We start from the raw sequence: 14,704 nt of genomic DNA on the forward strand, positions 1-14,704 counted from the left end.
CAAGGTAAAGAAACAGTAATGAACATATGTATACCTGTGCTCAAACACCTTCCCTATCCGCGTAAGTTTTGGTGATTAAAAAACAGGTAGGTCTCCTGGCTCATGATCAACACTCTTTTACAACCTTCCCATTAAGAATAGTGGCATAATGTAAAGAGCTCCCATTTACAGTGGCGGGACCGCGCCGGATTTTTCACCGGTCTTCCCTTTTCATGATAGACTTACTAGATCTATCAACCTATTTTTATCGTATTTAGTTACAATTAAGATGACTTAATAATAGTCTAGTATAAAAAGGGTGTCAAGATTCGGCTCTTTCTCAATTTAAAAAAGTACTCCCTGGCCCAAAACCCTGGAGTACCTTTCCTTAATAATTATTTTGTTTCTCGATGCAATGTACGTTTTTTCAAACGTGGGCAGTACTTCATTCTTTCAATTCGATCTGGATTATTTCGTTTATTTTTTGTAGTTATATAATTTCGATCTCCTGTTTCAGTACACGCTAATGTTATTTTCACTCTCATTTTTGCTTCCTCCTAATAAAAATTTAGTATTTTTCTCAATCTAAACAGCAACAGTAAATGAAGGCAATGGATCAACAAACATTGACCAATCTTGATTCATCTCTTCATTAGTTAATAAGCAATGATCTAATGATTTTTCCACTTCATCACGATTCATATCTATGCCAATCATAACGAGCTCTGTCATACGATCACCATAATTTTCATCCCACTTTTCTAGTAGTTCAGGATCTTCTCTCAAGATTTGTTGTTGTTCTTCCTGAGAATAAGTTGCGATCCATTCACCAGCTCCTTGGATAATAATAGATGGACCTGCCTGAGAAAGAAGTCCTGTCATATTATTTCGAGAGGCCAACCAAAAGAATCCTTTGGCACGGACAACATCAACTGGCCAATCCTCAAGCCATGCCATCAATCTTTCTGGATGGAATGGTCTTCTTCGCTTGTAAACAAATGAGGAAATGCCATACTCTTCTGTTTCTGGCGTATGTTCTGTCATAAGCTCTTGTATCCATCCTGCAGCTTGACTTGCTTTTTCAAAATTAAACATGTGGGTGTTTAATATTTCTGTTAGGTCGATCTTAGAAAATACACTTTCAATTACTTTCGCCTCAGGATTTAACTTTTTGATAACAGCATTCAACTCATCAATATCTTCCCGGTTAACCAAATCTGTTTTATTTAAAACAATAATATTTGCAAACTCAATTTGATCGATTAACAGATCAACAACTTCCCTCGTATCTGTTTTATCGGTTGCTTGCTTTCGATCCAAAAGTGTCTCACCTGAAGCAAAATCATGCCAAAAACGATTTGCATCTACTACAGTAATCATTGCATCTAATTCACATAGCTGTGATAGATTGATTCCGAGCTCTTCGTCTACATATGTAAATGTTTGTGCTACTGGAACAGGCTCTGAAATACCTGTTGATTCAATGACTAGGTAATCTATGTCTCCTAGCTTTACAAGCTTTTCTACTTCAAAAATTAAATCCTCGCGCAGTGTACAACAAATACAGCCATTTTGAAGCTCTACAAGCTTCTCCTCTGTTTGAGAAAAACCACCTTTTTTAATAAGTGAAGCATCAATATTTACCTCGCTCATATCATTCACAATTACAGCAACTCGCTTATTTTCTTTGTTTGCTAAAATATGATTTAATAACGTAGTTTTTCCGGATCCTAAATAACCACTTAAGACTGTTACTGGAATCTTCTTTTTTGTCATATAAACCCTTCTTTCTAGATCGATATTATTACGATTTAAAATTGATACTTTGCCTACCTATTTATTACGCACATCTGTAATTCTTAAATATTGTAATAGGTCGTAATAAAATATCTTGGTAAATCACATAAACAGTAATCGTTACGATTTAAATTTTATAATAAAATTTGTTCTTTTGCAAGCACCCCTTCAGTAATTAAAGACAAAATAACCTTTCTATCATTCTCTTTAGGGAGTCGCCGATAATGCCTCCCTCCTGATCTAACTACTTAAAATGACTTACGGAAAATAAAGAGAATTATTCTATATTATACGTTTAGCATGTTATTTAAACGGGAATTAAAAAAACAAGACACAAAAAGAGCTGACTCATTTATGCCAGCTCTAATCTATAACTATTAATTTACACGTACTACACGACCATTAAACTTTTCGTTCCAATATCCACTAGACATATTAGCAATTGCAACACCAGTTGAACTTTGAGAACCGATGAATTTACCGCCACCTACATAAATACCGACATGTCCATCTTTTTTATACGTATCAAAGAAGACAAGGTCTCCTGGTTGCATACTGCTTGTTGAAACTTGAGTTCCTGAGCGCTTTAATGAATCCGTGTTACCACTTAAATTAACTCCAATTGTTGAAAATGCCCAAATAACATATCCTGAACAGTCAAATCTTCCATTTGCTATATCAGAAGCTGATCTACCGCCACCAAAAACATAGACAGAGTTACCAAAATACTTATAACCTGCACGAATCAGGTCGTTAACAGATCCATTTGATTTTACAGGTGTTGATGGAACTGTTTTTTTGCTACTTGTAGAATCTGAAGTTGACTTTGATGTTGAATTTGAGCTTGTCGAATCTTCATTACTTCCACTTGTTACCTCTACAGATGTAGATCTAGAGGTAGATGCAGTTGAAGATGCTGAAGTTTCTACTTGAGCGTCTAAGCTTTGTTGGATACTAGACTCTTGTAATGCAAGATTACTATCTTGCTGTTGCATACTAGCTTTAGCAGCTAATGTTGCTGATTCTTCACTCTTAAGCTGTTCTTTTAATTGATCATTTTGTTCCTTTTGCTCAAGAACAAGAGCTTGCATACCTTCTAATTCTGTTTTCATCTCTGTAAGTTCTGCAAGTCTTTTTACCTTTGCAGCTTGTGTTTCCTTTAAAGCAGCTTCATCTTCCTCATGCTGCTTTATAAGTTCACTGTCTGCTTCTGCAATTTTACCTACTGCAATCGCTCGGTTAACAAAATCACTGAAACTAGAAGAACCAACTAATACGTCAAAATAGTCAACATTTCCACCACTATGTTGATATGCAATAGCACGTTGCTTTAAAATTTCTGTTCTATTTTTAATTGTCTCTTCTAAAACTGCGATTTCATTTTGCATTTTGCTAATCTCTTCATTAGCAATTGTTATGTCTTTTTTCGTTTGTTCCATTTTATTGTTGTTATCTGCAATCGCCTGATCAACACGTTCAATCTGCTCATTTAACTTAGCAAGTTCTTTCTGAACATCGTTTAGCTCTTGCTCAGCGTTTTCAATTTTATCTTGAACTTGTGTGCGCTGTTGCTGAATTTCAGATAAGCTCTCTGCTGTTTCAGCTTTAGCTGAAGGAATAGCAAATGAACTGCCTAATCCAATCATGACTGCTAAATTTATGACTAGTAGTTTCTTTTTCGACATTTCTCTTCCCCTACTTTCAAATCTAATATGTATGAACACTAATTCTATATATCTATTTATCTTCAATTCATTAAAAGATTATCATACTATTTACTTATTTAGCCACAATAAGTAGTATATCATCAAAAAGTGACAAAATCATGTTGTTAATATTACAATTACATTTCAAATATAACAAAAGACCCCTTTTTTCTACTATAAAACCCACAAACTATACTCTAACATATATCAAAATCTATTTCTAGAATCTAAAAGTCATGTAAATAAAAGGTGCAAATACCCTAGTTTTTACTAGTTCTAACATCGTAAAACCAGTGCACACGGGCCTAGGAACAACACTAGGAAGAAAGGGACATGCCTCATTAAAGGATGTGTGTTTTAAATGTCTCTATATTCATGGCGCTTGTATTGAATTAATATCATGATTAATTGGCCATGAAAAAAGACGATTCCTAAGAAAATGGAATCGCCCCTATTACCTTTATTTAGTTGGATTAAGAACCTCATCAATTATTCCATATTCAACTGCTTCTTCTGCACTCATAAAATAATCCCTTTCTGTATCAATTCTTATCTTTTCAATTGGCTGGCCGGTGATATCTGCATACAATTTGTTCACATGCTCTTTCAGCTTTAGTATACGTCGGGCTGTAATTTCTATATCTGTCGCTTGCCCTTTTGCTCCACCTAAAGGCTGGTGTATCATAATTTCACTATTTGGCAAGGCATAACGTTTCCCTTTTGTACCTGCAAGAAGCAAGGTAGCACCGAATGAAGCTGCCATTCCTGTACAAATTGTTCTTATATCAGGTTTTATATATTGCATCGTATCGAAAATAGCAAACCCTGCAGATGTAGAGCCACCTGGACTATTGATATATAATGAAATATCCTTTTCTGGGTCGTCAGCAGCTAAAAATAACATTTGTGCAACAATACTATTTGCTACCTGATCATTTATTTCGTCTCCCAGCATGATAATCCGGTCCTTTAAAAGTCTTGAATAAATATCATATGACCGTTCCCCACGATTTGATTGGTCAATAACATATGGAATTGTTGTCATCATAAAGCCCTCCTTATCATTGTTTAAATAAAGTGAGACCTCATTCAATGTGGGTTTTCATCCCACATTGAATGGTAGCGAAACTTATCGATCTTTACGGGCTTTTTTGCGAATTTATGAATCTTAAAGTATGGTCTTACTACCCGTTAAGAATGGGATTAAGCAGCCATGTAAAGTCCACTTGAAGGAGAGAGTGTTTTTGAAGGGACTGGAGCAACAGCTTCCTTCATTAAAGAGTGTACAGTTGGGATGTTACGAATTAGTGTTGTTGGGTCCTGCAGTGTTAGAGCGTCATAGAAAAGTTCTGAAAGCAATCGTTCTTCTTCCTTTTCCCAGATTAACCCCAAGCCATTTCCCCCATTATTTTCAATCCGCTTTCTTAAGCGATGAAGAATCGACTTGACCGCCATTTCAGTTGTTCCGAGAATATCAGCAATTTCAGAGGACCGATAGCAAAAAGCCTCTTTCAAAAAGAGAATCACTGCTTGCTTTGGAGTGAAATGTTTGACTAAATACTGTACGATGTCAAAGGCATCATCAACTGTATGATCACGCTTTCCCTCTTTATATGTTATATCAGATTCGAGCGTCTCCTTTTTCCTCTTACGAACTGTATCAATCCAATGATTATAAGCAATTCTTTTCAGCAAAGCAGGTGAAATAAGTTCAGCCTTTTGACCGTATGCTTCAATTGCCTTCAGCACCGTTTCTTGGGCAATGTCCTCACCATCCCAGCTACTATTTGTTAAAAATCTGCAATATGCAATCAGCGCTGGAATATAGTCTTCGATCTTTTGCACGTGCTTGAGATTTAATTCTTTCATTACATTAATTTGCATACCATTCACTCCTTTAAACACTCTCAGTTATATAACGAATAAGGTGGCGAAAAAGATATGGGGTCATTTACTTTTATAAATTAATTATTACTTCTATTATATATCCACATTATTAATTCCATCATCTGTAACTTGTTTGATACATTTCAATCAAGGGTATTGTTTCAAAAACTTCCATTTTTTATTTAACCTTAGGAGGCCAAAATGCTGCAACATTTTGAAACAGATTACCTAATTTTACTCCTTTCACTGCTTTTATTATTAGGAGTTATTACAACAAAATTCTCCACTAAAATCGGCGTTCCTGCTCTTGTGTTGTTTATCGGGTTAGGAATGGTTATGGGTAGTGATGGATTAAACATTATCAATTTTAGCGATGTGAAAATCGCCCAAATCATTGGGATTATAGCGTTAGTCATTATCCTATTTGAAGGAGGGCTAAAAACGAAATGGAGTTCTGTTAAGAAGGTTGCTGCTCCATCCCTTTCATTAGCAACAATTGGTGTCCTAATAACGACTTCAATAACTGCTTTAGGAGCAAAAGTGATTTTTGACATGGACTGGCTCGAGTCTTTTTTGATCGGAGCAATTGTTGGTTCAACAGATGCTGCTGCAGTATTTGCGATCTTAGCTGGACAAAATGTGAAAGAAAAACTAACCTCTACATTAGAAGCAGAATCGGGAACAAACGTTCCTATGGCCATGTTTTTAACCATATCCACAATCCAGTTAATGACTTCTGATGACTCTAATATTGTCATGCTGATTTTATCATTTTTCTGGCAAATGAGCATTGGACTTCTTCTTGGTTACGGACTTGGATGGCTAGCCACAAAATCAATTAATAAAATCAATTTAGACTTTAACGGATTATATCCTGTTTTTACTTTAGTATTCGCGATCCTTTCATATAGTGTCACTTCTATGCTTAACGCGAGTGGACTTTTTGCTGTTTATGTAACTGCACTTGTAATTGGCAATAAGGATCTTACATATCGAAACTCAATTTTGCGATTTCATGCAGGGTTGGCCTGGATGATGCAAATTTTAATGTTTATTATTCTCGGATTATTAGTTTCCCCTTCTCAGTTATTTGATTTGGATTTAATTTGGAAAGCTTTGCTTCTATCAGTGATTCTTATTGTGATCGCTCGCCCTGCCGCTATATATGCGGCACTATCATACTTTCCATTTTCTTCAAAGGAATTTCTTTTTATTTCGTGGGCAGGATTACGAGGAGCTGTCCCAATTGTACTTGCAACCTTTCCATTCATTGATGGCGTCGAAAATAGTCATGTTATCTTTCATATTGTTTTCTTCGTTGTCTTAACTTCTGCCCTTGTGCAAGGATCTACTATTCCATTAGTTGCAAAAAAGCTTGGACTTACAGAACCAGAAAAGGATATTTCTCCTGATTTACTTGAAGTCATCTCACTGGGCAAGGTAAACGCTGAATTAATTGAATACGCAGTTAGTCAAAAATGCAGCTTGTTAAATAAGCAAGTAAAGGATATTACGTTCCCTGAAAAGGTATGGGTGAATGCCCTTATTAGAAACAAGGACCTTTTTCCACCCAGTAATAATTTAACGATTAAAAACGGTGATATTTTGTATATTCTAGCTGATAAGAAAAGTATTTCTGACTTGAAGGAGTTGCTGAATGTTGAATGAAGTTTTTAAGGTATGAAATACACCCTATCCTTTGTTTTACCTTCATGAACATAATTTAATGTACTAAAAAACTTTGTTGCACTAGTGCGTGATGAGATGTGAAGAAATGACCGGAGCTGTTGATTTGTTATTTTATTTCCAAAAAGATATTTGTATTCTTCTAGAGTTTTGAAGTGGGCATCTTTCGCTTTATGTTTACAAATTGAACATCGCCAAGATCCTTGTGCTCTTTTAGCAGGAAATTGCCCGCAGTCTGGACATTGCACTCCAGTTAGAATGTCATTTTTTGAAATATTATAATGGGTAAATAAGTCAACATCTTCTTCAATATGCTTTTCAATAAGAGTCTTTGATAACTTTTTAAGGGAAGATTTTGTTAATAACTGTTCTTTAAACTTCTTTTCTAGAACTCCTATTTTGAAAGGAATGTTCGCGCTATGAAGGATTTGTGATTTAAGTGACTTTGAGGCTTTTATAATGCTAGAAGGATTACTGATAACAACAAAACTTTGACAGGGGATACGTGGAAATTTATGATCTCCCAGCCAATTCTCTAAATGGGACTGCTGCCTTCGTATTTGAATCAGTGGGCTTGGGTAGCCTTCTTCTTTCCCATCTAACGTTCGAATCATCTGATCATATTCTTCATCAAAAAATAAAGTTCCCGCTATATTTTTCACTTCGAGGTTGCAAATAAAAAATGGTGAAGCAATAAGTGTATCGATTTGAAAAAAATGATTCTTATCTTTTAGCCTAATATTATTGAAAATAAGATAATTATCATTGATGTAGCTTAAATAGTAGGCAATTGACTTTTCCCCTTTATATCCTGCAAGCTTTTTTGCATAATCTTTCACTAAAATAGGATAGCTACTGTGCGATTTTCGAAGTCTATTTACTATCGCCTCTAACTTTAATAGCTCAGAAGACTTTTTTTGTTCTTTAATAATCAGGTTATTCACTCCTTTATGTTTTGGATCACGTATCAAAAATGGTATTCGCTATAATCGGTAGATATCCTGCAACTATTTTAATAATTTTAGATGTATTTTATATATTAAAGAGTTGGTTCTTTAAAGGGAGTAATACATTTTGTTTTACTGATGAAATCTGACTGAAACTTCTACTTTTTTATTCATTTTTTAGTGGATTGAATCAACTTCATTTTTTCGATACTCTTTCCGAGCGAATTGAACCTAGTTTTCTATTTTTTGAACCACACTCATCTAATATTTAACCAGTTGCTTTCTTTATTGAACCACTTTCCTCATTTATTAAACCTACTCCTTTTTCCGAGCCCGCATTCCAAGACAATTGAACCTAGTTTTCTATTTTTCGAACCATACTCATCTATTATTGAACCAGGTTCTTTCTCTATTGAACCACTTTCCTCTTTTATTGAACCAACTACATTTTCCGAGCCTGCATTCCTAGACGATTGAACCTAGTTTTCCTTTTTTCGAACCACACTCATCTATTATTGAACCAGGTTCTTTCTCTATTGAACCACTTTCCTCTTTTATTGAACCTACTCTATTTTCACCCCCCTCTTTCCGAGCGAATTGAACCAAGTTTTCTATTTTCAGAACCACGCTCATCTAATATTGAACCAGTTTCTTTCTCTATTGAACCACTTTCCTCTTTTATTGAACCAACTCCATTTTCGCCCCCCCTCTTTCCGAGCGAATTAAACCAAGTTTTCTATTTTCAGAACCACGCTCATCTAATATTGAACCAGTTTCTTTCTCTATTGAACCACTTTCCTCTTTTATTGAACCAACTCAATTTTCCAACCCCTCATCTCAAGCCAATTAAACTAGCTATTAAAACCACACCATAAAAAAACCTCCCAAGCCATAGCGTCAGGAGGTCCTAAACTTTCTATTTCAATACCCATTCTCAAAAAAAGCCATTTGAAATACCAATAAAAACTATCCTTCTTTATTCTTTCCAATGTGCGATAGTTAACATGGACAATCCCAAAGCGTTTTCTGTAGCCTTCTGCCCATTCGAAGTTATCCATCAATGACCATGTTAGATAGCCTTTTATATTTACACCTGATTCGATGCTTCTGCTTAATGCAGTTAAGTGCTGTTTTAAATATTTAATACGTCTTTCGTCTCTTACGCGTCCAGCTACAGGTTCATCATTGTTGCATGAGTCATTTTCTTAACCTCCGAGTTCAAAAATATCAACACGAGGAAAACCGTTATTTCAACTGATCTTCAACCGCTTTAATCCAGGTACTCGCCATTAGCATATTTCCTGCTGGATTCATATGAACACCATCTGTTGTCAGCTTGTAGTCGTTCCCTGATTGTAAATAGTTAATAAATGCTTTATGTGTTGGAACAACTGTTGCATGAAATTCCTTTGCTACTTTATGAACAATCTCAACGTAGTCAAATAATAGTTGGTTTCCTTTAGCTTTTACATCTTCTTCAATAATCGTTGGCTCCATCAGGATGATCCTTGCATTTGTTTTTTCTCTTACTTGCGTTAATAAATCGATATAGAGCTGTTGGAATTGTTCTGTTCCTATTTGCTCCATGTCCGCGTGATCTAATTGTCTCCACACATCATTTATTCCAATAGAAATTGAAATATAATCTGGATTTAAGTCAATGGCGTCCTTTTGCCATCTTTCCGCTAAATCGATAATTCGGTCGCCACCAACACCTCTGTTTAGAAATTGATAGGCTTGGTTTGGATAAGTTGTAACAAAATAATCATGAATAAGTCTTACATACCCTGAGCCTAAATTTTCAGGATCCTCATGTCTTCCCCACTCAGTTATACTATCACCGATCAATAAAACCTTTTTCACTACCATTTCATTACCTCCCACATTCTATTTCTTTGCTTGAACATTTTTTCGATACCATTCTTTTAAAACGTTTTCAGCCTTTTTACCATAAATGTCGAAGTAAGTATTTGACTTAGCTTCTGCTAATGGATAAAGTTTTGTACTCCAGTCCCACCAAAAAAATCCACCAAACCAAGGCTCGTCCCAAAATACTTTCATAACCGAACTATAAAAGTTTGCTTGTTCATCTTAACTATACGGAAGTTCTGTATGTTCAAAATCCCAAGGTATCATCGCACAGCCTTCAGCACTTCGACAACCAATTTCCATGAAGACAATTGGCTTGTTAAACCTTTCGTGGAGCTTAACTAATTTCACTTTCACGTTTTCAACAATTTGCTCAACACGACTAGCTTCAATCAGAGCTGATGCAACCCCACTTCTTTTCTCAAAGACCAAGCGATAGCTAATTGGGCAACTGTTTGATTTCTTTCATCTGCTATCACTTTTAGTTTTTGTACTTTCTCAATTCGAGCTTTTGTCACTTGATCAGCAGAAATCGTATCAACACCCTTGGCAACACGGGAGTCATTAGGTATTCCTTCTATATATTTTGTAGTAAGTATAGCTGGAACCATAAGTCCACTCTTACCGAAATTTTTGTATATCATTTTGTCATACCTGGTAGAGTTTGGTGTGTAAGAAATTAAAATAATCTCCCATACATTTAAAATTCTTATATTTTTGGCATTCACACTTTATTTAGTCTAGCCGTTGATTCACGAAGCAAAATTGTTCCACCCAGTTGCACCTTCTCAAAAGGTAAATGTTTTTCTCTCATTCTTCTCATTAACATTTCAACTGCTCGTTTACCCAAATCCTTTTTTGCTACATCAACAGTTGTGATTGTAGGTGTCATCGAATAGGAAAATTCCATGTTATCAAAGCCTACAACTGAGACTTCATTTGGCACGTGATAACCTATTTCTTCTAGCTGTGTAATCATTCTTTTCGCCACATTGTCATTACAGCACACAAACGCAGTAGGCATAGTTTGCTTTGTTTGTTTTTTTAACCATTGTTTAATATCATCCCGCACTCGATCAGCATCCTCAGAATAGATAATGGTATCCTCTGGTAAAACCAACTTATTCCTCTCCATTGCACTTCTGTATCCAAGCCAGCGATCATAGAAGCTACGGGAGTATTCAACGTTTCCAACAAATTGAATGTGCTGATGACCAAGTCCTACTAAATGATTTGTTAAATTCAAGCTACAATCGAAGCTGTTATTAAAAATCGAATCACACGGTATCAATGCATCCTCATAGTCCACCATAATTAATGGAATATGTAAGTGATGGACCTCGAGCAATAACGCAGTAGAGACAACCCCTATACTAATCACACCTAAAAAGCCCTTTGGATTCAAAACATTCCCAAGGCTTTCTAGGTTATTTTCTGTAAGAACAACCATGCCAGCTCCGATTGTTTCTAACATTTCACCTATGCCATCTAATATCCGCCCCCAATAACGTGATTCTTTGTTTTGGAAGCGGATATTTGGCATAAGCACTAACACACTTTTGTTATTTGTCACAGATGTATCGATCGTTTGCTGCTCATTTTGTTGATCATGTATATCATCAATTTTCATATTTCTTTGGGCAAAGTATCCGAGCTTCGAGGCAGCTTGGAACACTTTTTCTCTTGTCGAAGGGTTTACCCCTTCTTTTCCAGACAGTGCTCTAGATACAACAAACTTTGATACACCTAAGTAATCGGCAATTTGCTGCATTGTAACTTTTTTTGCCATGCTTTTTTCTCACTCCACCAACGTATTTGATCATGTTTCATGTATTTATTTTTAAGACTCTGTTAAACTCTGTTGTTGATTTCTGCTACAGACTTTCGCTTTCCGTGGGCGGTTCATGAGCCTCCCGCAAGAGTCTAACGTCTTATGCTCCAATCAACAATGTGCGAAAATCAACAGTGAGCTTTAACTGAGCCATTTTTAAAAGTACATACTGAACACTTAAATATTCGGTTAAATACAAGTGTCATCTATCACTAATGTTCATTAGTAGAATTACCCGGCCTATTATTATCAAAATGACGAAGGGATATGAGAGACATTCAGTTATTTCTTATGCAATATCGTAAACACTGCGAATTGATAGCTGTTGCTTAAATGCACCTAGACTTAGATCTTGACTCAAACTTTCCTTTTGCACGACAATCGTTCTTTTAACTCCTGCCGAAAGATCAAAGTAATTGTCACTAAACTTGCAATCCGCTGCAGCTAATTCAAGTTCAATGTATTTTGCAAAAGCTATCGAGGATACAGCAATCTCAAACGTTTCATTCGTTTCTGTCACTTCAATTGATAGTTCTGGATTCAAGAAAGTAAAATGTTTCGGCTTCGTAAACAATAGTGTTGTCACAGTTGTTTGTTCACCATTTACATATAATGTGCACTCAAGATACGTATTTCTTATTGCATCAAAAGTCAAAAATTCACCAAATGATAATTTCTCACATTGATTAGCAGTAAGACTTTCAATATTTGCAGTCACTGTTCCTTCTTGAAGAACTTCTGACGTATTTTTACGTAATTTCCATTCAATTCGCGCATTTACATTTGCTAAAGAATCGTTTGTCACATGGATTTCTACATCTGTGCCTTCTTCTCTAAGTGATAACAAAACTGGTGAATAAAATTTCTTCGTGAAATAATGCAATGCTTTCCAGCGACCGTAATAATCAATACTTGACCAAGAAGCAACCGGCCAACAGTCATTTAACTGCCAGTAAAGTGACCCCATACAACGACCGCGATTTCTTCTCCAATGTTCTACCCCATATTTAATTGCTTCAGCCTGCAATAGCTGGGAGGCATATAGTAAAGAATCAAAGTCTTTTGGATAAAGGAAGTTTTCCGAAAGGTAAAATAGAATTTTTCCATTCGCAGCTCCATTCTTCTGGTGCTTTTCCATGACATATGAAAAAATATTGCGGTCTTCAGGCTCTGTAAATGTTTCAATTGTTTTCATTGATGGGAATGATTGAAAACCAAATTCCGAACAGAAGCGGAAATGGAACTTTTCATATTCTGAGAATGGTTTTAATCCATGCCATACTTCCCAATAATGCATATCACCTTCATTTGGATTACGCGGTTCATTAAATCCTCCACCAGATGATGGGGATGATGACCAGTAAAAAGTCTGCGGGTCAAGTTCCTTAGCAAGCTCAGGAATAATAAACTCGAAAAGCTTGATATAGTCTGCTTTATGTTTGTAATCATCATCAGGCATATCTCCCCAATATACCCACGCTTCTTCAACTTCATTATTTCCACACCAGATTCCTAGACTTGCATGGTGACGAATTCGCTTCATATTGTCGATTACTTCTTGTTCAACTGTTTCTCTAAACTCATCATTTAAATCGTACATACTGCAAGCAAACATGAAGTCCTGCCAAACGATTAGCCCTTTTTCATCACATAAATCAAAGAAATAATCCTCAGGGTAAATTCCACCACCCCAAACACGGATCATATTAAAGTTAGCTTCCACACAATCATTGATTAATCGTTCGGTTCTTTCTGATGAATTTCTCGCTAATAAATTATCTTCTGGAATGTAGTTCGCACCCATCGCAAAAATCGAAAGACCATTTACTTCAAATTCGAATGATTTTCCCCATTGATCAGGTTCATGTTTTACTTTTATCGTACGAAGTCCAATGGTTAATGCTTTTTCATCTAACAAGCCTTCCTCATTTGAAACAAGGACTTCTACCTTATATAAAGGCTGTTCTCCGTATCCATTTGGCCACCATAATTGTGGATTTGCTACATCAATAGTAATTGTTTCTTCCGATTTCATAGCCGTGATTTGTGTTGAATTGATTTCACCTGTTGGACTTGTTAGCTTCACCTCGAGGTTTACAATTTCTCCCCCTGCATCCTTTACTCTAACACGTACGTTTACACCGACCTCATGATCATGGTGATCCTGACTAACATATACATCTTCAATGCGACTATGATTCCACGCTAACAGTGAAACAGTGCGCCAAATTCCTAAGTCGGGAATTTGTGGACCCCAGTCCCAACCGAACATACTATGTCCTTTTCGAATATGCGGATACCCTTCAATAGCATCCGTTACTCCCCATAATTTCGTTTCATTCTGTTTTTCCGTTATATACTGAATTGGTGAGAGGAGAGTCACTTGTAAATGATTCGTTCCTTTAACTAAATAATCCTTAATATCTAATTCATAGGTACGATGCATATTGTTCGTTTTTGCAATTAATTTTCCATTCACCATTATTTCTGAAAGTGTATCAAGACCATCAAATCGAATCGCAATCTGGCTATGACTAAGTAGTTCTTCATCAACTGAAAATTCACGAGTAAATTCATAATCCTTTGCTGCGATTTCATAAGCATGGTCTTCATTATCACGATAAAAAGGATCATTAATCTTCCCCTGCCTTAACAAGTCATTCATAACAGAACCTGGAACGATTGCATCTAACCATTCAGTTTCATTCGCACTCTTCATTTTCCAAGAACCATTTAATTCTATTTTCTTCATTCTTCTCACCCTTCTAATTTGTTATTTTTGTTAGTTTTTTATCGGAGTAATTTTAGATAAATATAGATATATAGAATTATTTAAGCTTCCATTTGTTAAGCAATATATTAATTCAACCTATATCATTACGAATCCAGTACATTTACTCATTTTGTTATTTTAGTTATTTTGTTTGTTATTATAAAACTAACTTTATACTAATATTCAATTATAGTAAAGACATAACAATCATATTTTCATCCTAAAATAT

At 35.7% G+C, this 14,704-nt stretch carries 11 protein-coding genes, 2 pseudogenes and 1 riboswitch; of the genes and pseudogenes, 1 reads left to right on the forward strand and 12 read right to left on the reverse strand.

What is annotated here, in order from left to right; genetic code table 11:
* Window positions 1–68: 68 nt before the first annotated feature.
* Window positions 69–257, reverse strand: a riboswitch (cobalamin riboswitch).
* Between the two features lie 117 nt (window positions 258–374).
* From rpmG to I7822_RS04590, 5 genes are all read right to left on the reverse strand, one after another.
* Entirely contained in the window at window positions 375–524 is a 150-nt protein-coding gene (gene rpmG, locus I7822_RS04570; RefSeq protein WP_207975573.1) for a 50S ribosomal protein L33, read from the reverse strand.
* Window positions 525–564: 40 nt separating this feature from the next.
* Window positions 565–1,755: a GTP-binding protein gene (locus tag I7822_RS04575; protein ID WP_207975574.1), complete on the reverse strand. Its 1,191-nt coding sequence runs from the start codon at window positions 1,753–1,755 to the stop codon at window positions 565–567.
* 398 nt (window positions 1,756–2,153) lie between these two features.
* Window positions 2,154–3,461, reverse strand: a complete 1,308-nt coding sequence (locus I7822_RS04580) for a coiled-coil domain-containing protein (protein ID WP_207975575.1) — start codon at window positions 3,459–3,461, stop codon at window positions 2,154–2,156.
* A gap of 481 nt (window positions 3,462–3,942) precedes the next feature.
* Window positions 3,943–4,527, reverse strand: coding sequence for an ATP-dependent Clp endopeptidase proteolytic subunit ClpP (gene clpP, locus I7822_RS04585; protein ID WP_207975639.1), 585 nt, complete (start codon window positions 4,525–4,527; stop codon window positions 3,943–3,945).
* Window positions 4,528–4,685: 158 nt separating this feature from the next.
* Window positions 4,686–5,366, reverse strand: coding sequence for a sigma-70 family RNA polymerase sigma factor (locus I7822_RS04590; RefSeq protein ID WP_207975576.1), 681 nt, complete (start codon window positions 5,364–5,366; stop codon window positions 4,686–4,688).
* A gap of 204 nt (window positions 5,367–5,570) precedes the next feature.
* Between I7822_RS04590 and I7822_RS04595 the strand changes: the two genes are divergently transcribed.
* Window positions 5,571–7,037, forward strand: a complete 1,467-nt coding sequence (locus I7822_RS04595) for a potassium/proton antiporter (protein ID WP_207975577.1) — start codon at window positions 5,571–5,573, stop codon at window positions 7,035–7,037.
* A gap of 5 nt (window positions 7,038–7,042) precedes the next feature.
* On the opposite strand, the gene I7822_RS04600 is transcribed toward I7822_RS04595, so the two are convergent.
* From I7822_RS04600 to I7822_RS04630, 7 genes and pseudogenes are all read right to left on the reverse strand, one after another.
* The gene (locus I7822_RS04600) at window positions 7,043–8,026 is read right to left on the reverse strand and encodes a nuclease-related domain-containing protein (protein ID WP_207975578.1); all 984 of its coding nucleotides are present in this window, start codon (window positions 8,024–8,026) and stop codon (window positions 7,043–7,045) included.
* Window positions 8,027–8,853: 827 nt separating this feature from the next.
* Window positions 8,854–9,207 (reverse strand): annotated as a pseudogene (locus I7822_RS04605) (family 1 glycosylhydrolase); the annotation flags it as partial.
* A 40-nt stretch (window positions 9,208–9,247) separates the two neighbouring features.
* Window positions 9,248–9,871: an SGNH/GDSL hydrolase family protein gene (locus I7822_RS04610; RefSeq protein ID WP_207975579.1), complete on the reverse strand. Its 624-nt coding sequence runs from the start codon at window positions 9,869–9,871 to the stop codon at window positions 9,248–9,250.
* A gap of 18 nt (window positions 9,872–9,889) precedes the next feature.
* Window positions 9,890–10,228 (reverse strand): annotated as a pseudogene (locus I7822_RS04615) (glycoside hydrolase family 113).
* Between the two features lie 35 nt (window positions 10,229–10,263).
* Entirely contained in the window at window positions 10,264–10,515 is a 252-nt protein-coding gene (locus I7822_RS04620) for a hypothetical protein (protein ID WP_207975580.1), read from the reverse strand.
* 80 nt (window positions 10,516–10,595) lie between these two features.
* Window positions 10,596–11,660: a LacI family DNA-binding transcriptional regulator gene (locus I7822_RS04625; RefSeq protein WP_207975581.1), complete on the reverse strand. Its 1,065-nt coding sequence runs from the start codon at window positions 11,658–11,660 to the stop codon at window positions 10,596–10,598.
* A gap of 331 nt (window positions 11,661–11,991) precedes the next feature.
* The gene (locus I7822_RS04630) at window positions 11,992–14,454 is read right to left on the reverse strand and encodes a beta-mannosidase (RefSeq protein WP_207975582.1); all 2,463 of its coding nucleotides are present in this window, start codon (window positions 14,452–14,454) and stop codon (window positions 11,992–11,994) included.
* Between the last annotated feature and the right edge of the window lie 250 nt (window positions 14,455–14,704).

Source organism: Metabacillus bambusae, assembly GCF_017497975.1.
Taxonomy (GTDB): domain Bacteria; phylum Bacillota; class Bacilli; order Bacillales; family Bacillaceae; genus Metabacillus; species Metabacillus bambusae.

Excerpts from the sequence above, each read along its gene's own strand:
- rpmG (WP_207975573.1), bottom strand. The coding sequence starts at position 524 with ATGAGAGTGAAAATAACATTAGCGTGTACTGAAACAGGAGATCGAAAT.
- I7822_RS04580 (WP_207975575.1), bottom strand. The coding sequence starts at position 3,461 with ATGTCGAAAAAGAAACTACTAGTCATAAATTTAGCAGTCATGATTGGA.
- I7822_RS04630 (WP_207975582.1), bottom strand. The coding sequence starts at position 14,454 with ATGAAGAAAATAGAATTAAATGGTTCTTGGAAAATGAAGAGTGCGAAT.
- I7822_RS04590 (WP_207975576.1), bottom strand. The coding sequence starts at position 5,366 with ATGCAAATTAATGTAATGAAAGAATTAAATCTCAAGCACGTGCAAAAG.
- clpP (WP_207975639.1), bottom strand. The coding sequence starts at position 4,527 with ATGACAACAATTCCATATGTTATTGACCAATCAAATCGTGGGGAACGG.
- I7822_RS04620 (WP_207975580.1), bottom strand. The coding sequence starts at position 10,515 with ATGATATACAAAAATTTCGGTAAGAGTGGACTTATGGTTCCAGCTATA.
- I7822_RS04575 (WP_207975574.1), bottom strand. The coding sequence starts at position 1,755 with ATGACAAAAAAGAAGATTCCAGTAACAGTCTTAAGTGGTTATTTAGGA.
- I7822_RS04625 (WP_207975581.1), bottom strand. The coding sequence starts at position 11,660 with ATGGCAAAAAAAGTTACAATGCAGCAAATTGCCGATTACTTAGGTGTA.
- I7822_RS04595 (WP_207975577.1), top strand. The coding sequence starts at position 5,571 with ATGCTGCAACATTTTGAAACAGATTACCTAATTTTACTCCTTTCACTG.
- I7822_RS04610 (WP_207975579.1), bottom strand. The coding sequence starts at position 9,871 with ATGGTAGTGAAAAAGGTTTTATTGATCGGTGATAGTATAACTGAGTGG.